We start from the raw sequence: 20,691 nt of genomic DNA, 5'->3' as shown, positions 1-20,691 counted from the left end.
CGCCAATCTGCGCTAATCTGCGGTTCACCCAGTCACTCCGCCGCAACCCAACCGAGCCCGTCATGAAGGCATCCGATCTATTCGTCAAGGCCCTGGAATCCGAGGGGGTCGAATTCATCTTCGGCATCCCCGGCGAGGAGAACCTCGATCTGCTCCACTCGCTGAAGGACTCCCCGATCCGCCTGATCCTCACCCGCCATGAGCAGGCCGCCGGCTTCATGGCCGCCACCTACGGCCGCCTCACCGGCACCACCGGGGTGTGCATGGCGACCCTCGGCCCCGGCGCCACCAACCTGGTGACCGCCGCCGCCTACGCCCAGCTCGGCGCCATGCCGATGCTGATGATCACCGGCCAGAAGCCGATCAAGGCGAGCAAGCAGGGAGAGTTCCAGATCGTCGAGGTGGTCGACATGATGCGCCCGCTGACCAAGTACACCCGGCAGATCGCCAGCGCCCACAACATCCCGGCGCGGGTCCGCGAGTCGTTCCGCCGCGCCGAGGAGGAGCGCCCCGGCGCGGTGCACCTGGAGCTGCCCGAGGACGTCGCCCGCGAACGCAGCGACGCGCAGGTGATCGCACGCAGCGAGGCCGAGCGGCCGACCGCCGCGGTGTGCGCCATCGCCGCCGCGCGCGAGAGCATCGAACGGGCGCGCCACCCGCTACTGTTGATCGGCGCCAGCGCCAACCGCCGCGACCGCGGCGGCGCGCTGCTCGCCTTCGTCGACCGCACCGGCATCCCGTTTTTCAGCACGCAGATGGGCAAGGGGGTGATCGACGAGCGCCACCCGCTCTTTCTCGGCAACGCCGCACTCTCCGGGGAGGACTACCTGCACCGCGCCATCGAGGCGGCCGACCTGATCATCAACGTCGGCCACGACGTGGTCGAGAAGCCCCCCTTCATCATGGGCGAGAGCTGCGCCGAAGAGCTCGCCGGGACCGCCCTGGAGGGGGCCGGCGGTGCCGGCTCGGCGCGGGTGATCCACGTCAACACCATCGCCTCCACGGTGGACGCGGTCTACCACCCCCACCAGGAGGTGATCGGCGACATCGCCGACGCCATCGCCCGCCTCACCGCGGTGGTGGAGCCCCAGCCGCACTGGGACTTCGGCCGCTTCATGACGGTGAAGGGCGCCCTCGACGCCCACCTGCAGGAGGGCGCCGACGACGGCCGCTTCCCGCTCTACCCGCAGCGGCTGGTGGCCGACGTGCGCCGGGCGATGCCGGAGGATGGCGTGATCGCACTCGACAACGGGGTCTACAAGATCTGGTTCGCCCGCAACTACCGCGCCTATCAGCCCAACACGGTGCTGCTCGACAACGCGCTGGCGACCATGGGCGCGGGGCTGCCCTCGGCGATCGCGGCGAAGATCGTCCACCCGGAGCGCAAGGTGATGGCGGTGTGCGGCGACGGCGGCTTCATGATGAACTCCCAGGAGCTGGAGACCGCGATGCGCCTGCGCCTCGACCTGGTGGTGCTGATCCTGCGCGACGACGCCTACGGCATGATCAAGTGGAAGCAGGCCAACATGGGCTTCGACGACTACGGCCTCGACTACGGCAACCCCGACTTCGTGCAGTACGCGCGCAGCTACGGCGCCGAGGGCCACCGGGTCGACTCCGCCGAGGCGCTGCGCCCGCTGCTCGAACACTGCCTGGCCCGCCCCGGCGTCCACTTGGTGGAGGCGCCGATGGACTACAGCGACAACGACCGCATCCTCAACCGCGAGATCAAGCGGCGCAGCCGGGAGATTTGAGGGGGGTGCCGCGACGTGCGGGAGCCTCGCAGGCTAGAATGAAGTAGCACCCAAGCGGCGGCGCCCCTCCAGAACTAAACGACAAACGCCTTCGACAATGCAGGACCTTCTGAATTTGATCAGGGCATGTGCGGAACAGAAACTCCTGTTTCTCCCGCACGCCGTACGACAGATGGCTCGGCCCGACCGAATGATCAGCACTCGGGAGATCCGAAAGGTCATATTCGAAGGCGAGATCATCGAAGACTATCCGGAGGATGCACGCGGCCACAGTTGCCTACTGCTCGGAAAAGGAGACGGAGACCGCACGCTCCATGTGGTCTGCTCGCCGAAAGACGAGTATTTGGCGATCATCACCGCTTACGTTCCCGACCCACACCAGTGGCGAGATAACTTCAGATCCAGGAGCCCAAAATGAAGTGCGTCTATTGCCAAGCGGAAATGGAAAAAGGCACTGTTCCGTTCCATATCGATCGAAACGGGGTTCACGTCAGCCTCGACGAGGTTCCGGCCTGGGTATGCCCCCAATGCGGCGAGTCGTATTTCGAAGAGCACGAAGTCGACGCAATGCAAACCTTGGTACAAACCGTGGAAGAGCAGTCACGGGCATTGGCGAAAACCGCATAGCGCAGATCTCGCCCGCTGCAACATCGAAACGCGGCCTCCTTTCTACCCCTTCACGCACACCACCTGCTTCAGCCGGTGGACCACCTCCACCAGATCCGCCTGGTCGGCCATCACCTGGTCGATGTCCTTGTAGGCACCGGGGATCTCGTCCACCACCCCCTTGTCCTTGCGGCACTCCACCCCGGCGGTCTGCGCCTCCAGGTCGCGGGCGGTGAACTGCTTCTTTGCCTGAGTGCGGCTCATCCTGCGCCCCGCCCCATGGGAGCAGGAGCAGAACGACTCGGCATTGCCCAGCCCGCGCACGATGTAGGAGCGCGCGCCCATCGATCCGGGAATGATCCCCAGCTCCCCCTCGCCGGCGCGGATCGCCCCCTTGCGGGTGACGTAGAGATCGGCGCCGAAGTGGTGCTCGCGGGCGACGTAGTTGTGGTGGCAGTTGATCGCCTCCCTGGTCACCTCGAACGGCGGCAACCGGCTGGCCAGCGCCTCCAGGATCAGCCGCATCATCTCGCGGCGGTTGACCATCGCGTACTCCTGCGCCCACTCCACCGCCGCCACGTAGTCGTCGAAGTGCGGATTGCCCTCACGGAAGTAGGCCAGATCGCGGTGCGGCAGGCTGCCCAGCTGCCCCTCCATGTCGCGCTTGGCCAGCTCGATGAAGTAGCGCCCGATCTGGTTGCCGACCCCGCGGCTGCCGGAGTGGAGCATCACCCACACCGCATCCGCCTCGTCGATGCACAGCTCGATGAAGTGGTTGCCGCCGCCGAGCGAGCCGAGCTGACGCACCCAGGTGACGAAACCGCGCTTCTCCTGCATCCGCCTGACCGCCGGGTGGCGTTCGATGATCGGCGCCAGGCCGACGTCCAGCGCGGTGATGGTGGAGCGCTTCACCGGATCGTGCTTGTGCATCTCGAAGCCCACCGGCACCGCCCGCTCGATCGCCCCGCGCACCTTGGTCAGGTTGTCGGGCAGCCGGTCGGCGGTGAGCGACAGGCGTAGCGCGTTCATCCCGCAGCCGATGTCGACCCCCACCGCCGCCGGGATGATCGCCCCGCGGGTGGGGATTACCGAACCGATGGTGGCGCCGATCCCCATATGCACGTCGGGCATCGCCGCCACGTGGGAGTGGATGAACGGCAGCTTGGCGATGTTGCGCAGCTGCTCCAGCGCGGACGCCTCCACCTCGTCGGTGTAGATCTTCACCGGCACCGCGCCGCCATCGAGTTGTTGCTTGATCGGCATGATCTCAATCCTCACTATGCGAACCGCCACCCCCGGCGACGGTCAAGCCACTCGCGTTCCCAGGTAGAGGAACGAGGTGACGCTGTAAAAGTACTCTCCCGCCGCGGCGCTTTCCGCCAGTTCATCGAGGAACCGCCGGTAATCGCCGCTGTCGAGACCGCCCTGCTCGACCAGCGCCGATCGAAGGAGGCGTCCGCGAACGGCAGTTCATCGACGAAGCGGTGGCGCACGAAGCGCGCCGTCGGATGCTCCCGGCGCGCCCGCACGACCGTTTGTTCCATCGCGTCGCAACCAACCAACTGCGAGCCCTCGCCCACGCAACTTGCCAGCAGGCCGAGGAGCGTCCCCGAACCACAACCGAGATCGAGCACCCGGTAGTCGCGCCCCGGCTCGATATCGAGCGCCGCGATGGCCTTGTCAAAAACCGCTTCCTTCATCGCTCCATCCCCGCGAAACGTAGCGACCCGGGCCCCATTGCCCGGGTCTCTCCCCTTCCCATCAACGGCTCAGACGTTGATCCGCACCGTCTCCTGCAACACCCCTTCGAGGCCGCCGAAGACGGTCAGCCGATCGACCTTCTCAGTCACCTTCTCCAGCACCTCCAGCTCCTTCAACCGACGCAGCGTCGGGTGCTCATCCATCAGCTTCGCGGTGTTGAGCAGCGAGCGGGTCGCCGCGGTCTCCTCGCGCCGCCGGATCACGTTGGCCTGGGCCACCTTCTCCGCCTCCACCACCTGATTGAGGATGGTGCGCATCTCGCCGGGCAGGATCAGGTCCTTCACCCCGACGCTCTCCAGCTTCAGGCCGTAGCCCTCCGCCGCCGCGGCCACCGCGCGGAACACCTCGCGGTCGAGCGCCTCCTTGGCGGTGAGCAGGGCGTCCAGGGTGCGCCCGCCGACGCTCTGGCGCAGCGCGAACTGGAGTTCGCGGTAGAGCCAGTCCACCGGGTTGCGCAGCCCCGCCCGCGCCTTCAGCGCATCGACCACCCGGTACTGCACCGCCAGGTTGAGCCGCAGGCTCACCGAGACTTCGCCTTCTGTTTGGGTTTCCCCAATCATGCGGATTCGAACCGCGGGCTTGAAAAGCCTTATCCGGAACGGACCCTTGCGGGCCCGTGAGAAGGGAGGACTCGAACCTCCTACCCGCCGCCCGTTAAGGCGGCTGCTCTACCCAAATGAGCTACCTCTCTGGTGTCGAAGTTCCGCCGACGCGCGGTACACGCCGCCGCAGCGCGGTGCGTGCCGGCCGGGGATGGTGAACCCGTGCCACGGTCACGCCGACGTCGCCTTCAACCTGGTGGGTCCGCCCCGCCCGACCGGGACGCGGCGAACACATCTCTACCCGTTCCATCGATGGAACGAACCCCCAAACGCAAAAGACCCCGGAACGGCGCGGCCGAACCGGGGTCTTCACCGGAAGGCCGTCACCGGGGACGCCTTCCGCGGGTGAGACGGGGCGTCAGGTGATCAAACGGGTATCCACACCGCCATTGGCGGCACGCACGGCGATGGCGCGAGCCATCGGCAGGCGAACCGGATAGGCGGGCTGTTTGATCGATTGGAACATGACGCTCTCCCGAAAAAATGGACGGTGGATGCGGCCTGAAGGGGCCGTCACCACACTCGATGGCGGGGTAGTATAGGGGCGAAGATCAAGAAGTCAACATCGATTTTCAAGATTCTTGTAAACTCGTTTTCACCCTTTTTCCCAAGCCATTTTCGGAGACTCCCCTGATGAGCGAACAGAGCATCGGCGCCCGCATCAAACTGGCGCGCCGCATGGCCGAACTCCCCACCCAGGCGTCGCTGCTCGAACAGATCCCGCACTGGAGCCCGTCGCGGCTCGGCAACTACGAGGCCGGCATCTCCTCACCCGGCCCCGACGATCTCCGCCTGATCGCCGCCGCCACCGGCGTCTCCCCCTGCTGGCTGATGTTCGGCGACGGCCCGATCCGCCCCAACGCCCGCGACCTGCAGGCGATCCGCCACCAGAACCTCTGCCACTTGGCCGAGGAGCGGAACCGCACACGGGGCGGACTGGCGCGTTTCGCCAGGAAACTGGGGATGGACCGGGAGGCGCTGGAGGGCCGAATGGAGAACCCGTTCCAGCCGGTGGACGACGAGCTGGCGCGGCGCTGCGAGGCAGCCGATGGGCGCACCGAGGGATGGATGGACGAGCAGCACGTCGAACACGACCCGCTCTGCCAAAGCTTCCCCGACGACCTGCGGGAGGTGATGGAACTCTACTCCGGCCTGACGTCGGAGAAGCGGAAGGCTGCGCTGGCGATGATACGAACGTTGGCAAAAGAGCTGGGAAAGATCTGACATCCCCCTGATCGGTACAATCTACTTAACACCCATCACCCAGCCACAAGGCCCGGCACTTCACAACCACCAGGAACTTCCATGTACGCCTACCACCCTGACACTGCCCCGGAGCCCGAAACGTGGCTCGAACTGGACAGGAGCGGCTCGACCTGATCACCGACTACGTGGCCGACAACGAGGAACTCCCCGAAGGCGCGCTGACCGGGCACGCCATCGCCCACATGGTGGTCGAAAACCAGATCGCGATGGACGTCGAAGCGGTGCCTGCCACCATCGGCCGACTGATTCGCCAAGGTCTTAACCGACACGAGGCCGTCCACGCCGTCGGCGCCGTGCTCCTCGATGACGTCTGGGATCTGGGGCAACATCCGGGCGCGTCGTGGAACCCCGCCTCCTACCGCAGACGCCTGGAAAAGCTGACCGCAAAACGGTGGCGGAAAGGGAAGTACTGAAACGCGGGGAACCGGCTTGCCCGTCTTTCCGCCTCAATGCCCCTTCCCGGAAGGCAAACTTACATCGAGCACCCGCACAGCGATCCGCCGCCGCTCTTCGTCGTCGAGCAACGCCTCCAACCGGCGCCTCAACGCCTCGGGCGAAGACGGCCGCTTTCCGCCGTATGTGGCGCCATCGGCCTGGCGCTGCGGGACTCGCTGAAGAACTTCGCCGCCGGCGTAATGCTGATCGTCTTCCGCCCGTTCAAGGCGGGCGACTTCATCGAGGCCGCCGGCACCATGGGAGATCAGTCGTAGGTCGTCGCTACCGCGGCGACGCGAACGGGGGCAGCGGAATCGGGGCGGGTCGTCACGTTCCGGTGGCTCCGTACCGCTCGGCCCGCTCGACCGGGTTTTCCCGGGAGAGCCTTCGTTCGCGTCGCCGCGGTAGCGACGACCTACGGGTCTCTGCGGGTACGGATGCCGACAGAGACGCTACCCAAACAGCTCCAACTGCTCCCCCGCCACCCGCTCGAACGACTCATCGAGAAAATGCAGCAACCCGTCGGCCACCGGCGCGAGCTGTCTTTCGAGGTAGTGGTCGTAGTCGATGGCACTCTCCCGCGCCTCCAGCGGTTCGGGGCCATTGACCGTGATCAGGTAACGGATCACCCGCCCGGGGCGTTTCAACTTCTTCGCCGCCTGAGCGTGGGGCGGCACGTTGCGCTGGTAGGACTCCAGCGGCTGGCGCAGCCGCTTGCGGTAGACCAGCTCGTCGTCCAGCTCTCCGCGCTTGAGCCGCGCCACCACATCGCGCACGTAGTCCCGCCACGGCTCGTCGAAGAACACCCGCCGGTAGAGTTCGCGCTGGAACCGCCGGGCCAGCGGGGTCCAATCGCTGCGCACGCTCTCCAGCCCCTTGAAGCGCACCTCCAGCTCCCCGGCGCGATTGCGCACGGTGCCGGCATAGCGCTTCTTGCTGCCGGTCTCGGCGCCGCGGATGGTGGGCATCAGGAAGCGCAGGAAGTGGGTCTCGAACTCGATCTCCAGGTGCGACGGAAGATCGAATTCGGCCGCGACGACATCGACCCAGTAGCGGTTGAGCCCCGCCGCCAGTTCGGCACCACGGACCCGCGCGCCGCCCTCTTCGATCCCCTCGCCGAGCAGCACGAAGAGCGAATCGGTGTCGCCGTAGATCACCGTCGGCCCCTGCGCCTCGATCCACGCTTGGCTCCGTTGCAGGATCCAGTGGCCACGGCGGGTGATGCTGCTCGCCAGCCGCGGGTCGTAGAAGCGGCAGCCCGGTGAGCCGAGCACGCCGTAGAAGGAGTTCATCAGGATCTTCACCGCCTGGGAGAGCGGCGGGTCGTCGTTGCGCTTGGCCTCCTCGCGCTTCGCCCACAATTCGGCGATCAGCTCCGGAAGGATGCTCCGCTCACGGGAAAAGGTGGCGCCGAGGAAGCCGGGGATCGGCGCCTCGCCGGGATCGGCGAGCCCCAGCGGGTCGATGCGGAAGGTGCGGATGATGCTCGGATAGAGGCTCTTGAAGTCGAGCACCAGGACGTTTCGGTAGAAACCCGGCCGGGAGTCCATGACGTAGCCGCCGGGGCTGGCGGTATCGAAGCGGCGCGCGCCGACGTCGAAGCCGACCCTCCCTGCGCGGTGCAGCCGCGGCAGGTAGAGGTGGTCGAAGGCGGCCACCGAACCGCCCTGACGGCCCAGCGCCAGGCCGGTCATGGCGGCGCGGCGCAGGGCGAAGTCGATCAGCCGGGCGTGGTCGAAGATCGCCTCCACCAGCCGGCAGTCCTCCAGGTTGTAGGCGGCCAGCGCCGGGCGGTCCTCGCGGTAGAGCCGCTCGATCTCGGCCACCTTGTCGCGACCGCTGTCGGTGATCAGCTTGTCGCGACCGAGCAGCTCACGCGCCACCGCGCCGAGGGCGAAGCTGTCGAAGCTCCAGAAGGCGGCCTTCAGGGTGTCGATGCCGTCGAGCACCACCCGGCCGGGGATCGAGGCGACCCGCGGCTGGCCGCTCTCACGGGGCTGGAGGATGGTGGCGATCTCGCCGCCGCGGCCGATGGAGAAGGGGATGCCGTAGTGGCGGCAGCGCCGCTCCAGCAGGTCGAGGTCGAAGTTGACCACGTTCCAGCCGAGGATCAGGTCGGGGTCCCTCGCCACCAACCGCTCGACGAAGGCGGCGAGCAGCGCCCGCTCGTCGGCACACCAGCGGATCGGCAGCTCACCCGGCCAGTCGGCGGCCTCGCCGCGGGTGAGGATCTCGGCGCGATCCGGGGCGCTCAGGGCGATCGAGATCACCTCCTCCGCCCGCCCCCGGGTCTCGATATCCAAACTGGCGTAGCGCAACTCGGGGGTGAACTCCGCAGGCCGCAACCGCGGGCGGAGCAGCTCCAGATATCCGTCGCGCGCCACCGCCTCGCCGTTCACCGTCATCGGCGCGGCGATGAAGCGCTCCATCAGGAAGCGGTCGTGGGGGCGCACGTCGGACTCGCACAGCGCCCCCGCCGGCAACCGCTCGCGCAGCCGCTGCAGTCCGCGCTGGGCGCGGAAATAGAGACCGTCCACCGGCGCGCCGTCGAGGGTGGCCAGTGCCAGCGAGCGGCGCTCGCAGCCCGACTCCGAGACCGGCGGCGCGTCGGCGGGAATGAAGCAGACCGCCTCCTCGCCGGGATAGAGCAGACGCAGCGGCCCCTGCGGCGAATGGGCCCAATAGCACAGCTCCACGCCCTGCGGGGTATCGCGCCAGTGGCGGGTGAGGAGGAAGGCGGTGAAGGTGGACACGGCGCAGAGGATAACAGGGCGGGAACGGCGAAAGCCGTCCATACTTCAACACTCCGTCCGGCCGATCGACACGGATCTGCCGGCGACGATCCGCCGAGCGGGAGTACTGAAGATTGGGCGGCCCCGGGGACGGGCCGCATCGACCACGAGCCAGAGGATTTCCCCCACGATGAAGGGCGACATTCGCGTCGTGACCGGCGAGGCCGAGGGGCTGCCGGAGACGCCGAGCCACCTGCGCGACAAGCCGGAGCGCTATCGCACCCTCTACCGCCTGCTCAAGGAGCTGCTCGCCTCCGAGCGTCTGGGCGGGCTGTTCGCCGATTTCCACGCGGTGGTCGGGGTGCCGGTGGCGATCCTCGATCTCGACGGCAACGTGCTCGCCTCCTCTCGCTGGCAGCGCATCTGCACCGAGTTCCACCGCGCCACCGGCGGCACCCGCGAGCGCTGCATCGAGAGCGACACGGAACTCGCCAACCAGTTGCAGGCGGGGCGCGAATTCACCCTCTACCGCTGCCGCAACGGGCTCACCGACTGCGCCTCGCCGGTGATCGTCGACGGCCACCACATCGCCAACCTGTTCATCGGCCAGTTCCTGCTGCAGACCCCCGACCCCGACTTCTTCAGCCGCCAGGCGGCCGAGTTCGGCTTCTCCCTCGACGACTACCTGGCCGCGCTCTCCGAAGTGCCGGTGGTGAGGGAGACGCGGGTGCCGACGATCATGGCCTTCCTGGTCCACTTCGCCCAGCTGATCGCCTCGCTGGCCCTGGAGCGGCTGGAAGCGCACCGCCACGCACACGACGCCGAGGAGGCGCGCGCCGCCCTGCAGCGGGCCCACCAGGAGCTGGAGGAGCGGGTGCGCGAGCGCACCGCCGACCTGCAGGAGAAGGCCCGCCAACTGGCCGCCGAGGTGGCTGAACGGCGCAAGGCGGAGGATTCGCTGACCGAGGCCCAGCGGCTCGCCCACCTCGGCAACTGGGAGCTCGACCTGATCGGCAACCACCTCCGCTGGTCGGACGAGATCTACCGCATCTTCGAGATCGACCCGTCCCGTTTCGAGGCCTCCTACGAGGCGTTCCTCGCCACCATCCACCCCGACGACCGGGGGGCGGTCGACCAGGCCTTCCGCGACTCGGTGGAGCGCCACGCCCCCTACGAGATCGTCCACCGCCTGCGCATGGCCGACGGCCGGGTGAAGTATGTGCGCGAACGCGGCCGCACCCTCTACGAGGAGGGGCGCGCGGTGCGCTCGGTGGGCACCGTGCAGGAGATCACCGCCGAGCGGGAGGCGGCCGAGGCGCTGCGCCGGGCGAAGGAGGAGGCGGAGGGGGCCAACCTGGCGAAAAGCGAGTTCCTCGCCACCATGAGCCACGAGATCCGCACCCCGATGAACGCCATCCTGGGGATGGCGGAGCTGCTGGAAGAGAGCGCCCTCGACGAGGAGCAGCGCAAGTACGTGGCGGTGTTCCAGCGCGCCGGCAACACCCTGCTGGAGCTGATCAACGACATCCTCGACCTCTCCAAGGTGGAGGCCGGCCAGTTCGAACTGGACCACACCCCCTTCGACCTCCCCGCCCTGGTCGAGGGGGCGGCGGAGATCCTCGCCCTGCGCGCCCGCGAGAAGGCGCTCGAGCTGGAGGCGCGGATCGACCCGGCGGTGCCGCGCTACCTGCTCGGCGACGCCAAGCGGCTGCGCCAGGTGCTGGTCAACCTCCTCGGCAACGCCATCAAGTTCACCCACCGGGGCCGAATCGGCGTGGAGGTAAAGATCGAGCGCAGCGAACCCACCGGCACCCGGCTGCGCTTCGAGGTCTCCGACACCGGCGACGGCATCGACGCCGACAAGCTGGAGACGATCTTCCAGCCCTTCACCCAGGCCGACTCCTCGGTCACCCGCCGCCACGGCGGCACCGGTCTCGGGCTGACCATCTGCCGGCGCCTGGTGGAGATGATGGACGGGACGATCCGGGTGGAGAGCGAGCCAGGCATCGGCAGCCTGTTCACCTTCACCGCATACTTCCCGCTCGCCTCGCTGATCCCCGAGGAGCAGGTCGCCGGCGACGACGACGAGCAGCTGCGCGGCACGCGGGTGCTGCTGGTCGACGACAACGCCACCAACCGGGCGATCTTCGGCGAGATGCTGGAGAAGAGCGGCTGCCGGGTCCACGCGGTGGCCGACTGCCGCAGCGGTTTCGCCGAGCTGCGCCGCGCACTGGCTGCCGACGAGCCGTACCAACTGGCGATCCTCGACTACCACATGCCGATCCACGACGGCCTGCACATGGTGGAGGAGCTGCGCGCCGCCCCCGACCTCGGCGCCCTGCCGGTGATCATGCTCAGCTCCGACGACCGTCGCGAGGTGCTGGTGCGCGCCCGCGAGCTGAACCTGCGCTACCTGATCAAGCCGATCAAGCGGCGCGACCTGCTAAGCGCGGCGGGGCGGGCGCTGGCGGAGTGGCGGCAGACCGACGGAGTGGCCGGCGGCGGGCCGCTGCGCATCCTGCTCGCCGAGGACTCGGAGGACAACGCCATCCTGGTGCGCGCCTTCCTCAAGGAGAGCGGCCACACCCTGGAGGTGGTGGAGGACGGCAAGCAGGCACTGGCCCGCGTCCAGGCCGCGCCCTTCGACCTGGTGCTGATGGACATGCAGATGCCGGTGATGGACGGCTACGCCGCGACCCGCGCGATCCGCCGCTGGGAGCGCGAGCAGGGGCGCCGGCCGCTGCCGATCCTCGCGCTCACCGCCTACGCCCTGGAGGGCGACGACCGCAAGAGCCTGGAGGCGGGCTGCGACGACCACCTGACCAAGCCGCTGAGCAGACGCAAGCTGCTGGAGAGCGTCGCCCGTTATCAGCGGAGCGGCTGAGCACGGCGATCGGACGCCGTTTTCCAGCACGAAGGACGGAGAGGAAGTAGGGTGGACAAGCGACGGCGCATCCACCCTACGGCCGCCCCCATCCCGTCGGCAAATCGGCGATAATGGCCCCCCGCCACCACCCCCATACCGATCCCATGTTCGGACTCTTCGACCGCCGCCCACTGCTCAACCCCACCTCCCGCGACTGGCTGTTCGACGCCTTCGGCTGGGCCCTCGAGCACTTCGACGCCACGCTGTTTCGCGACCACACCGTGCTGGTCCAGCCCAACAACCGCTTCTTCCCCGGCCGCGCCGACAGCGCCGACGGCATGGCCGAGCTGATCCTCGAACGGGTCAAGGGCTACGCCGGCCTCGGCCACTGGCCGACCCGCGCCGCCAGCGCCGACCGTTGCCCCACGACGGCCCCCGGCGAGGTCGTGCTCGATCCCCGCCGCCGCGCCGACGGCACGGTCGACCCCGGGATCGACGAAGGCGCCCGCCTGCCGATCCCCTACCACCCGCAGCAGCTCAACCGGCCCGAGGGGATCATCGCCACCTTCGCCCACATCCTCGCCCACTACCTGGGCCAGACCGCCGGCGAGGCGCCTCCCGGCGGCGCCGACTACTGGCCCCAGGCCACCGAGGTGCTGGCGATCTACCTCGGCTTCGGCCTGATGTTCGCCAACAGCGCCTACACCTTCCGCGGCGGCTGCGGCAGCTGCCACAACCCGCTCAGCGAGCGCGCCGCCAGCCTCACCGAGAACGAGGCCACCTATGCACTGGCGCTGTTCGCGGTGCTCAAGGGGATCCCCGACGGCGAGGTGACCGGCCACCTCAAGGGCCACCTGCGCGGCTTCTATCGCCGCGCGGCGAAGGAGATCCGCGGCAACGACGAGGGGCTGGCGCAATTGCGGGAGATGACCAGCGCCCACTGAACCGCTCGCCCGCAGCGGTCTTTTTTCATCCGCTTCACCGTGGTGTAAAGTCACCGCTCCCCATCGATTCCGCCAAGGGCGTGCGCCATGAACCCGGTCTTTCTCACCCGCGTGGTGCTGCGCAACTACAAAAGCATCGGCTACTGCGACACCCGCCTACGCCCACTAACCTACCTGGTGGGTGCCAACGGTTCCGGCAAGAGCAACTTCCTCGACGCCCTCCACCTCGTCCGCGACGCCCTGGCCGGCTCCCTCGACAACGCCTTGAACGAGCGCGGTGGGCTGGCGGAGGTGCGCCGCCGCTCCAGCGGCCACCCCACCCACTTCGGCATCCGCCTCGAATTCACCCTCGCCGACGGCAAGCAGGGCCACTACGCCTTCAAGATCGGCGCCCTGTCCGGTGGCGGCTACGAGGTCCAGAACGAGGAGTGCGTCATCGACGGCATCGGCAAGGGGCCGTTCTACCAGATCGAGCGGGGGAAGTTGCGCCGGAGCAGCGAGAGCGCCTTTCCCGCGGTCACCGCCGACCGCCTGGCGCTGGTCGCCGTCTCCGGCCTGGAGGCCTTCCGGCCGCTGTTCGACGCCTTCACCGCGATGGGTTTCTACAACCTCAACCCCAAACTGATCCGCGAACTGCAGAAACCCCAGGACGGCCGTCTGCTGAAATCGGTGGGCGAGAACGTCGCCAGCGTGATCGGCCACCTGGAGCGGGTCGCACCGTCCCGGATCGAGACGATCCAGGAGTACCTGCGCATCGTCGTGCCAATGGTCCACGGTGTGGAACGCAAGCAGATCGGGCCGATGGAGACCCTGGAGTTCCGCCAGGAGATGTCCGGCGCCCAACACCCCTGGAAGTTCCTCGCCCAGAACATGTCCGACGGCACCCTGCGTACGCTGGGCATCCTCACCGCACTGTTCCAGGGCAACCAGGACTACGCCCCCTCGCTGGTCGGCATCGAGGAGCCGGAGACGGCACTCCACCCGGCGGCCAGCGCCGCCCTACGCGAGGCGCTGACCCGTGCATCGGAGGAGACCCAGGTGATCGTCACCAGCCACAGCCCGGATCTGCTCGACGACCACGACATCGACGCCGACTCCCTGCTGGCGGTGGTCTCCGAAGGGGGGGAGACGCGCATCGCGCCCCTGGACGGCGCCTCACTCACCGCCATGCGCGACCACCTCTTCTCTGCCGGCGAGCTGCTGCGCCTCAACCAGCTCGCGCCCGATCCCGACCTCCTCGCCGAGCAGGATCAAAAGCAGAGCGACCTGTTTGGAGACTCCCGCCCTTGATCCCGGTGGCGACCATCGTCGAGGGCGGCGGCGAGGTCTCCGCCCTGCCGACGCTGCTGCGCCGCCTGAACCAGTGGCGCACGCCCGAACACTACGCCCGGGTACTGCCACCGATCCGCGTCCGCCGGGATCGTTTTCTGCACAAGGACGAGGAGTTCCGCCGCCGCCTGCTGCTGGCCGCCGCCAAGTGCGGCGAGGCGGGATGGGTGCTAGTGCTGCTCGATGCCGACGACGACTGCCCCGCCGAGCTGGGCCCCGAGACCCTGCGGCGGGCGCAATCCCTGCTGCCCCACCGCGCCGTCTCGGTGGTGTTGGCCAACCGGGAATTCGAGGCGTGGTTCATCGCCGCCGCCCCGTCGCTGGACGGAAAACGGGGTTTCTCGTTCGAACGGAGCGAAGCGGTCGACGCGGAGAGCCCGCGGGATGCCAAGGGGTGGCTCGCCGCACGCATGGCCGGCAACTCCTACCGGCCGAAGACCGACCAACCCGCCTTCGCCGCGCTGATGGACCTGCAACAGGCCCACGACGGCAGCCGCTCGTTCCGCAAGCTCTGCGACGAGTGGTCCCGGCAGACTGACCTCCTTGCCGCGTCGAGGCAATCCCCTGCGGAACCTCCCCGGGAGACGCCATGACACTCCAACCGGCCGGCGAAGGAATCTGGACCTACGAGGGGGAGACGGTGAGCTTCTACGGCTTTCCCTTCCCCACCCGCATGACGGTGGTCCGGCTGGCGGACGGCGGGCTGTGGATCCACTCGCCGGAGCGGATCGGCGACGGCCTGCGCGAGGCGCTGGCCGGACTCGGCGAGGTGCGCCACCTGGTCTCCCCCAACAAGCTCCACCACCTGTTCCTGGCGGAGTGGCTGGCGGCCTACCCCGAGGCGACCAGCTGGTCCTCCCCCGGCCTGCGCGAGAAGCGCGGCGACCTGCGCTTCGACGCCGAACTGGAGGAGCGGCCCCCACCCGCGTGGGCGGCAACCCTCGACCAGACGATCTTCCGCGGTAGCCCGGCGATGGAGGAGGCGGTGTTCCTCCACCGCCCGTCGCGGACCCTGATCCTCACCGACCTGATCGAGAACTTCGACCCCGCCACCCTGAGCCGCCCTCAACGGCTGCTCGCCCGTTTTGCCGGCATCCTCGCCCCCCACGGGAGGATGCCCGTCGACTGGCGGGTGAGCTTCCGCCTGGGCAGCCGGCAACGGGCGCGGGAGTCGCTGGCGCGGATCCTGGAGTGGGAGTTCGAGAACATCGTGCTCTCCCATGGGCGGTGCGTCCGCGGCGGGGGCAAGGCGTTCTTCGAACGGGCCTTCCGCTGGCTCGGCTGACGCCGCCGCGACCGCCGATTCACCGAGCACCGGGAGGCGCACGCCTCACCGTAGGTCGGCGCTACCGCGCCGACGCAAACGGAAGCAGCGGGGTTTGGACCGGGAAGGTCTTCCGGAACGCCACTCGCACTCGGATGGCACCGCACAAGATTTACCGATGGTGCCTCCGTTCGCGTCGGCGCGGCAGCGCCGACCTACGGCTCCATTTGGTATCGATTCACGACAACCGGAAGCGTGGAGGGAATCCATCCCGTCACAACAAGAGAATCGACGTCCACCGCAGGGGGGCGACAAGAGATACCGGCTGACTACGGCAGGAAATCGGGCATCCCGCCATTCACCGCCAGGACCGCCCGCTGAACCCCCTTGACGACATTCGCCCACGCCTCGTCCGCGTCTTCCCACTGGGTGACCGGTATTCCTTCCTCCGGCACGGCCTGGAGTTCGCCGAAAGGCGCCTCCTGCCAGGTGGCGTCGGGGCGGAGGATCACCGGCACCACCCGCGCGTCGCCGGCCCGATGGCGCTCCATCGCCCGATTCACCTCTTTCCCCCAACAATAATCGGAGGCGATGAAATCGGAACTGACCAGCAACAGGATCACGTCAGCCTCTTCCAGGTTGCGATCGATCTCCGCTTCCCACGCCTCGCCGGGCGGGATGTCCCGGTCGTGCCAGGTGCGGATCTTCCCGCTGCGCTGCAACGGCTTCAGGCGCTTGTGCAATTGATCGACCAACGCCCGATCTTCGTGGGCATAGGAGATGAACAGCAACGGGGCACCCTCCCTATCCGCGGAGCGCATCGCCCGGGAACGGCGAACCTGCGACACCTCCGGCTGTCTCTCCCGAAACTCCATCGGCATTCCTCCCAGCAGCTCACTCAGCGGAAAGCGCCCATGGCGGCAGGTGTAGACCGGCTCCCCCGCCGCCTCCAACGCCAACAGGTCACGAAACGCGGCGCGACGCCGGGTGTCGTAGAGCGCGCCCGGCAACACCACCCACTCGTCGAAACGGAGCTTGGGCATCCGTTTCAGCATCCCCATCACCTGATCGTGAAGGGCGGCGAAGTAACGCCCCGCCTGAGCACCGCTCACCCGCAGCGAGAGGCGCCGGTCGTGGTAGTCGGCCTGGATCAGCGCCTCGGCCTCCCCGTCTGCGCCGGTCAGCCGAACGCCCTGCTGCCACACCAGCTCACCGGCGATCTCGTGGTGGCGCTGGACGATCAGGGCGGGCATCAAGTGACGAGGCAGCAACCCCTCGAAGTCGAAATCGAAGGCCATCGCCCCCGCCCCGCCGAAGGCCAGCTCCGCCGGCTGGTCCGAGGGCAGCAGATCGGGGATCACCACGGTGGCGCGATCCTCCGGCAGGCGGTAGCAGAGCTGGAACTGCTCCATGGCGTCGATGATGAAGCGGCACTTGTCCGGCGGATACTCCAGCCGGTTGCCCAACTCGTCGACCACCGGCTTGGCCTGGAGCAGGCGGATGATCTCCCCCTCGGTCATGCGTCCCTGGCGACTGGCGTTGGCGTAGAGCAGGGTGTAGACGCCGTAGGTGAGCCAGCGGGGGTTGAGCACGTAACCGTCCAACCATTCGATCTGACGGAAGTGGACGATCACCCCCAGCTTGTCCAACAGATCCAGCAGCCAGGCACGATCCAGATCCCCCTCGGCGACCACCCCGTGGCGCTCGCACAGCGCCTCGAACTCCGTGCGAGCGAGGAAGGTGCGCTGTGCACTCTCCTCGCCGCGCAACGCCTCCAGCACCGCGGCGTGGGCGGTGGGGAAGTGTACTTGATGGGTCCCCACGCCTTGGAGCTGCGCGATGAAGTCCCGCAGAAAAACCTCGTAGTCGGGACGGAACCGATCCTGCTCGACACAGGAGAGCGGATAGAAACCGACGATATTGGAATAACGCTCCCGCAGCCGCTGCATGTCCAGATGGACCGGCGCCTGGTCCACCTTGTTGCCCACCAGCAGCACCGGCGCCTCGGCACCGAAGGCGCGCACGTGCTCCAACCAATACTCCGCCTGCTCGTTGCCGGGGACGTCGGTACGACCGTCCAGCACCACCACGTAGACACAGCGCTCGCGAAGAAAAAACTGATGGGTGGCGTGGGCCATCACCTGACCGCCGAAGTCCCACAGCAGCGCCTTGATCTCGGAACCGGGCAGCGGCCACTCGCGGATGGCGATACCGGGGGTCATCTTCTCCTTGCCCGCCACCACCGCCTCGCCGTGCAGACGGCGAATCACCGAGGTCTTGCCGGCGGCACCGTAACCGATGAAGAGCGCCCGCACCCGATTGAGGGGGGTCACCAAATTCCTATCGCGTATCGCCTTGAGGTAAGCGTTGGTTTTCTCAGGGGGCTGGGCCAGTAGTTCCTTGGAGAGTTCGACACTCCGACGTATCACCTCCGGATCCCATGGGCGACCGGCGACCCGATCCTCATACCACTCCGCCCAGTAGTCGAAGCCGCTACCCAGGGCACGGAGGGAGATCATGAATTCCGCGTGAAGGGAGGAGAGTTCGGGCAGGATAGGGCAGGGTGCGGCGAGATAAGCGGCTACGTCACTGTCCGGGGCAAGACTTACGAGTTCGGGGAGCAATGCTGACGCGGCGGCGTCGGCGGCGGCGTCGGCGGCGGCGGCGGCGGCGTCGGCGGCGGCGTAGGCGGCGTAGGCGGCGTCGGCGGCGGCGTCGGCGGCGGCGTCGGCGGCGGCGGCGTAGGCGGCGTAGGCGGCGGCGGCGGCGACGGCGGCGTCGGCGGCGGCGGCGGCGGCGGCGGCGGCGTAGGCGGCGTCGGCGGCGGCGGCGGCGGCGTAGGCGGCGTCGACGGCGGCGTCGGCGGCGGCGGCGTAGGCGGCGTCGGCGTAGTGTCCCCAGGCCACCTGCATGCCCCGGAGCACTGCCAGCAAGTGCTTCTCACGCCATTCCGCCGGCCAAAACCAAAGGAACGGCCCGCCGTCCCGACGCTCCTTCGCCAACACCGGCAATGCCCGCAGCGCGGCGCGTGCCGCAAACGCCACCACCAATCCCCGCGGCAGGCCTTCCAACCGCTGGCGGACCTCCTCTCGAAATGCTCCGCGATCCAATGTCCGCTCCTTGCCTACGTTCATCCGGGCGGCGCGCCGACAACCCGCTTCGCCCTGCCCTGACTGATCTTCCGAATCCATCACGACCGGCGATGCGATAGTGCTCGGCGCGAAACGTCCCTTAATTGAGGCCACCGCACCCCGTAGGGCGGATTAGCGATAGCGTAATCCGCGGGGAACGAAGGCGCCTACGCCGGAATCGGCTCCGATCCGGCGGATTACGCGATCATCAACCGCTCTGCATTTCAGAGGCGAGGCGTGAAACTCCGCGTCCACCCCCCGTCGAAGTCGTATTACCGGATCGCACGGGGATGCAACTTCCGCGCTCCGGTCAGCGTGGGACGTTCCATTCGGACAGTACGACACGAGATTTTGCTTCGTTGCCCCCGTTTGCGTCGCCGCGGTAGCGGCGACCTACGGTTCCTATCTCAGGCGCCGTGCCAGCCGGATCGACAGTGCCGCCGAAAGATTTGCGACGACCGCTGGACACCCTATTCCAGCCACTATGCGGGGCGATCGAACCCCTCACGGGCCCGCTCGACCTCTGCCCGGGTCACACACCCCGCCACATGATCATTGACCAACCCCATCGCCTGCATGAACGCATACACCGTGGTCGGCCCGACGAACTTCCACCCCCGCTTCTTCAACTCCTTGGAGAGCGCCACCGATTCGGCGGAGGTGGAGGCGGTCTGCGGTTCGGCAAGCGTCGCAGGACTAGGCTCGTAGCCCCAGATGAAGGCGGCCAGGGAGCCCTCCCGCTCGACCAGTTCGCAGGCCCGCTGGGCGTTGTTGATCACCGCCTCGATCTTGCCGCGGTGGCGGACGATGCCGGCGTCCTGGAGCAGGCGTTCGACGTCGCGCTGGTCGAAAGCGGCGACCCGTTCGAAGTCGAAATGGTGGAAGGCTGCGCGGAAGTTCTCGCGCTTGGCGAGGATGGTGCGCCAGCTGAGGCCGGACTGGAAACTCTCCAGGCAGAGCTTCTCGAACAGCCGCCGGTCGTCGGCGACCGGGAAGCCCCATTCGGTGTCGTGGTAGGCGAAAAACTCCGGGGCGGCGGAGCACCAGTGGCAGCGCGGCCGGCCGTCGGGTCCCTCGGTGGTGGTGGTCATGGCCCTATCCTTTTTGGGAGGTTGCGGAATGGGCTCCCAGCGTACAAAAATTTGCTGCCGTTGGCCGGCTTTTTCCGCTTGGTTCTTTCCTGCGCAACAAGCGTAGCGGGTCCATCAAAGACAGTGTTGCCGCGATAAATCCCGCTGCCTACATCCGATGGGCACGTCGCCCTGCTCCTTTGCCCATCCTACCGAATGCCGCTGGCTCCACGTTTGACGGGCAGTGTCATATACGACACTATCAATCAATGGGCATCCGCGACAAAATCCTCACCAAAATGCGCAACAACCCGCGCGACTGGCGAATCGAGGATCTGAAGTCGATTGCCCGCCACCACGGCGTCGACTGGCGCAACGAGGGTGGCAGCCACCATGTTTTCTCGTTTCCCGGCGTTGAGGAGGACCTGTGCGTTCCCGCTCACCGTCCGATCAAACCGGTCTACGTGCGTCGCTTCGTGGCGCTGATCGACAAAGTGGAGAAACTGCGGTCATGAGCGAAATCGTCGTCCCCCATGTGGATCCACCCTATCCGTTCGAGGCCTACCCCCATTGGGTGGAGCCGCTCTCCGAAGAGGATGGAGGGGGTTATCTGGTGACCTTTCCCGATCTCCCCGGCTGCATCTCCGACGGCGAGGATGAGGCGGAGGCGGTCGCCAACGCCCGCGACGCCTTTTCCGCCTGGGTGTCGGCGCGGGCGCAGATGGGCAAGCCGATTCCCAAGCCGACCCGTCATGGCGAGTCGGCGGAGCCGGTGCGGATGATGCAGCGGCTGCCTCGCAGTCTCCACGCCAGTCTGGTGGCCAGGGCGAAGGCGGAGGGGACGTCGCTGAATACGCTGGTGACGATGTTGTTGGCGGAGGGGTTGGGTCGGCACGAGCGCCACGACTGAGGGTGGGTCGCGCCGAATCCG

Annotated in this window: 19 protein-coding genes and 1 tRNA gene; 13 read left to right on the top strand and 7 right to left on the bottom strand. The window is 67.8% G+C overall.

What is annotated here, in order from left to right:
- Positions 1-62 precede the first annotated feature (62 nt).
- The 3 genes from ACYQ2W_RS04855 to ACYQ2W_RS04845 all read left to right on the top strand — a co-directional run bounded on the left by ACYQ2W_RS04855 (position 63) and on the right by ACYQ2W_RS04845 (position 2,381).
- Positions 63-1,754, top strand: a complete 1,692-nt coding sequence (locus tag ACYQ2W_RS04855; protein WP_459863791.1) for an acetolactate synthase large subunit — start codon at positions 63-65, stop codon at positions 1,752-1,754.
- A gap of 97 nt (positions 1,755-1,851) precedes the next feature.
- Positions 1,852-2,172: a DUF4258 domain-containing protein gene (locus tag ACYQ2W_RS04850; RefSeq protein ID WP_459863789.1), complete on the top strand. Its 321-nt coding sequence runs from the start codon at positions 1,852-1,854 to the stop codon at positions 2,170-2,172.
- A complete protein-coding gene (locus tag ACYQ2W_RS04845; RefSeq protein ID WP_459863787.1) occupies positions 2,169-2,381 on the top strand; it encodes a YgiT-type zinc finger protein in 213 nt (70 codons plus the stop codon). The genes ACYQ2W_RS04850 and ACYQ2W_RS04845 overlap by 4 nt, the downstream gene beginning before the upstream one ends.
- A gap of 42 nt (positions 2,382-2,423) precedes the next feature.
- Here the strand turns inward: ACYQ2W_RS04845 and ACYQ2W_RS04840 are convergent, their stop codons facing one another.
- The 4 genes from ACYQ2W_RS04840 to ACYQ2W_RS04825 all read right to left on the bottom strand — a co-directional run bounded on the left by ACYQ2W_RS04840 (position 2,424) and on the right by ACYQ2W_RS04825 (position 4,812).
- Entirely contained in the window at positions 2,424-3,623 is a 1,200-nt protein-coding gene (locus ACYQ2W_RS04840) for an RtcB family protein (RefSeq protein ID WP_459863785.1), read from the bottom strand.
- A gap of 14 nt (positions 3,624-3,637) precedes the next feature.
- The gene (locus ACYQ2W_RS04835) at positions 3,638-4,060 is read right to left on the bottom strand and encodes a class I SAM-dependent methyltransferase (RefSeq protein ID WP_459863782.1); all 423 of its coding nucleotides are present in this window, start codon (positions 4,058-4,060) and stop codon (positions 3,638-3,640) included.
- Positions 4,061-4,129: 69 nt separating this feature from the next.
- Positions 4,130-4,681, bottom strand: coding sequence for a slipin family protein (locus ACYQ2W_RS04830; protein ID WP_459863780.1), 552 nt, complete (start codon positions 4,679-4,681; stop codon positions 4,130-4,132).
- 56 nt (positions 4,682-4,737) lie between these two features.
- Positions 4,738-4,812: transfer RNA gene (locus tag ACYQ2W_RS04825), tRNA-Leu, on the bottom strand.
- Between the two features lie 544 nt (positions 4,813-5,356).
- Here ACYQ2W_RS04825 and ACYQ2W_RS04820 point away from each other — a divergent pair.
- The 3 genes from ACYQ2W_RS04820 to ACYQ2W_RS04810 all read left to right on the top strand — a co-directional run bounded on the left by ACYQ2W_RS04820 (position 5,357) and on the right by ACYQ2W_RS04810 (position 6,699).
- A complete protein-coding gene (locus tag ACYQ2W_RS04820) occupies positions 5,357-5,947 on the top strand; it encodes a helix-turn-helix domain-containing protein (protein WP_459863778.1) in 591 nt (196 codons plus the stop codon).
- A 122-nt stretch (positions 5,948-6,069) separates the two neighbouring features.
- Positions 6,070-6,402: a hypothetical protein gene (locus tag ACYQ2W_RS04815; RefSeq protein ID WP_459863776.1), complete on the top strand. Its 333-nt coding sequence runs from the start codon at positions 6,070-6,072 to the stop codon at positions 6,400-6,402.
- Between the two features lie 36 nt (positions 6,403-6,438).
- Positions 6,439-6,699, top strand: coding sequence for a mechanosensitive ion channel domain-containing protein (locus tag ACYQ2W_RS04810; RefSeq protein WP_459863774.1), 261 nt, complete (start codon positions 6,439-6,441; stop codon positions 6,697-6,699).
- A gap of 177 nt (positions 6,700-6,876) precedes the next feature.
- Here ACYQ2W_RS04810 and ACYQ2W_RS04805 read toward each other — a convergent pair whose 3' ends face one another.
- Complete coding sequence (locus ACYQ2W_RS04805; protein WP_459863772.1) at positions 6,877-9,219, bottom strand: DNA polymerase II; 2,343 nt, start codon at positions 9,217-9,219, stop codon at positions 6,877-6,879.
- Between the two features lie 127 nt (positions 9,220-9,346).
- On the opposite strand from ACYQ2W_RS04805, the gene ACYQ2W_RS04800 reads away from it, so the two are divergent.
- The 5 genes from ACYQ2W_RS04800 to ACYQ2W_RS04780 all read left to right on the top strand — a co-directional run bounded on the left by ACYQ2W_RS04800 (position 9,347) and on the right by ACYQ2W_RS04780 (position 15,580).
- Positions 9,347-12,040: a PocR ligand-binding domain-containing protein gene (locus tag ACYQ2W_RS04800; RefSeq protein ID WP_459863770.1), complete on the top strand. Its 2,694-nt coding sequence runs from the start codon at positions 9,347-9,349 to the stop codon at positions 12,038-12,040.
- Positions 12,041-12,186: 146 nt separating this feature from the next.
- Positions 12,187-12,966: a hypothetical protein gene (locus ACYQ2W_RS04795; protein WP_459863768.1), complete on the top strand. Its 780-nt coding sequence runs from the start codon at positions 12,187-12,189 to the stop codon at positions 12,964-12,966.
- Between the two features lie 87 nt (positions 12,967-13,053).
- The gene (locus tag ACYQ2W_RS04790) at positions 13,054-14,256 is read left to right on the top strand and encodes an AAA family ATPase (RefSeq protein ID WP_459863766.1); all 1,203 of its coding nucleotides are present in this window, start codon (positions 13,054-13,056) and stop codon (positions 14,254-14,256) included.
- A gap of 5 nt (positions 14,257-14,261) precedes the next feature.
- Positions 14,262-14,888: a DUF4276 family protein gene (locus ACYQ2W_RS04785; protein ID WP_459863817.1), complete on the top strand. Its 627-nt coding sequence runs from the start codon at positions 14,262-14,264 to the stop codon at positions 14,886-14,888.
- A complete protein-coding gene (locus ACYQ2W_RS04780; RefSeq protein WP_459863764.1) occupies positions 14,885-15,580 on the top strand; it encodes a DUF4336 domain-containing protein in 696 nt (231 codons plus the stop codon). Before ACYQ2W_RS04785 ends, ACYQ2W_RS04780 begins: the two co-directional genes overlap by 4 nt.
- Positions 15,581-15,888: 308 nt before the next feature.
- Here ACYQ2W_RS04780 and ACYQ2W_RS04775 read toward each other — a convergent pair whose 3' ends face one another.
- Positions 15,889-18,669, bottom strand: coding sequence for a TIR domain-containing protein (locus ACYQ2W_RS04775; RefSeq protein WP_459863762.1), 2,781 nt, complete (start codon positions 18,667-18,669; stop codon positions 15,889-15,891).
- 503 nt (positions 18,670-19,172) lie between these two features.
- Entirely contained in the window at positions 19,173-19,781 is a 609-nt protein-coding gene (locus ACYQ2W_RS04770; RefSeq protein ID WP_459863759.1) for a DNA-3-methyladenine glycosylase I, read from the bottom strand.
- A gap of 248 nt (positions 19,782-20,029) precedes the next feature.
- On the opposite strand from ACYQ2W_RS04770, the gene ACYQ2W_RS04765 reads away from it, so the two are divergent.
- Entirely contained in the window at positions 20,030-20,275 is a 246-nt protein-coding gene (locus ACYQ2W_RS04765) for a type II toxin-antitoxin system HicA family toxin (protein WP_459863757.1), read from the top strand.
- Positions 20,272-20,670 (top strand): type II toxin-antitoxin system HicB family antitoxin, encoded by a 399-nt coding sequence (locus ACYQ2W_RS04760; protein ID WP_459863755.1) that lies wholly within the window; start codon positions 20,272-20,274, stop codon positions 20,668-20,670. The genes ACYQ2W_RS04765 and ACYQ2W_RS04760 overlap by 4 nt, the downstream gene beginning before the upstream one ends.
- The last annotated feature ends 21 nt before the right edge of the window (positions 20,671-20,691 follow it).

It is taken from the genome of Endothiovibrio diazotrophicus, assembly GCF_054657215.1.
Note: the sequence above shows the minus strand (reverse complement) of the source record. Positions and strands in the feature narration are given on the sequence as shown.

Excerpts from the sequence above, each read along its gene's own strand:
- ACYQ2W_RS04855 (WP_459863791.1), top strand. The coding sequence starts at position 63 with ATGAAGGCATCCGATCTATTCGTCAAGGCCCTGGAATCCGAGGGGGTC.
- ACYQ2W_RS04850 (WP_459863789.1), top strand. The coding sequence starts at position 1,852 with ATGCAGGACCTTCTGAATTTGATCAGGGCATGTGCGGAACAGAAACTC.
- ACYQ2W_RS04845 (WP_459863787.1), top strand. The coding sequence starts at position 2,169 with ATGAAGTGCGTCTATTGCCAAGCGGAAATGGAAAAAGGCACTGTTCCG.
- ACYQ2W_RS04840 (WP_459863785.1), bottom strand. The coding sequence starts at position 3,623 with ATGCCGATCAAGCAACAACTCGATGGCGGCGCGGTGCCGGTGAAGATC.
- ACYQ2W_RS04835 (WP_459863782.1), bottom strand. The coding sequence starts at position 4,060 with ATGAAGGAAGCGGTTTTTGACAAGGCCATCGCGGCGCTCGATATCGAG.
- ACYQ2W_RS04830 (WP_459863780.1), bottom strand. The coding sequence starts at position 4,681 with ATGATTGGGGAAACCCAAACAGAAGGCGAAGTCTCGGTGAGCCTGCGG.
- ACYQ2W_RS04820 (WP_459863778.1), top strand. The coding sequence starts at position 5,357 with ATGAGCGAACAGAGCATCGGCGCCCGCATCAAACTGGCGCGCCGCATG.
- ACYQ2W_RS04810 (WP_459863774.1), top strand. The coding sequence starts at position 6,439 with ATGCCCCTTCCCGGAAGGCAAACTTACATCGAGCACCCGCACAGCGAT.
- ACYQ2W_RS04805 (WP_459863772.1), bottom strand. The coding sequence starts at position 9,219 with ATGGACGGCTTTCGCCGTTCCCGCCCTGTTATCCTCTGCGCCGTGTCC.
- ACYQ2W_RS04800 (WP_459863770.1), top strand. The coding sequence starts at position 9,347 with ATGAAGGGCGACATTCGCGTCGTGACCGGCGAGGCCGAGGGGCTGCCG.
- ACYQ2W_RS04795 (WP_459863768.1), top strand. The coding sequence starts at position 12,187 with ATGTTCGGACTCTTCGACCGCCGCCCACTGCTCAACCCCACCTCCCGC.
- ACYQ2W_RS04790 (WP_459863766.1), top strand. The coding sequence starts at position 13,054 with ATGAACCCGGTCTTTCTCACCCGCGTGGTGCTGCGCAACTACAAAAGC.
- ACYQ2W_RS04780 (WP_459863764.1), top strand. The coding sequence starts at position 14,885 with ATGACACTCCAACCGGCCGGCGAAGGAATCTGGACCTACGAGGGGGAG.
- ACYQ2W_RS04770 (WP_459863759.1), bottom strand. The coding sequence starts at position 19,781 with ATGACCACCACCACCGAGGGACCCGACGGCCGGCCGCGCTGCCACTGG.
- ACYQ2W_RS04765 (WP_459863757.1), top strand. The coding sequence starts at position 20,030 with ATGGGCATCCGCGACAAAATCCTCACCAAAATGCGCAACAACCCGCGC.
- ACYQ2W_RS04760 (WP_459863755.1), top strand. The coding sequence starts at position 20,272 with ATGAGCGAAATCGTCGTCCCCCATGTGGATCCACCCTATCCGTTCGAG.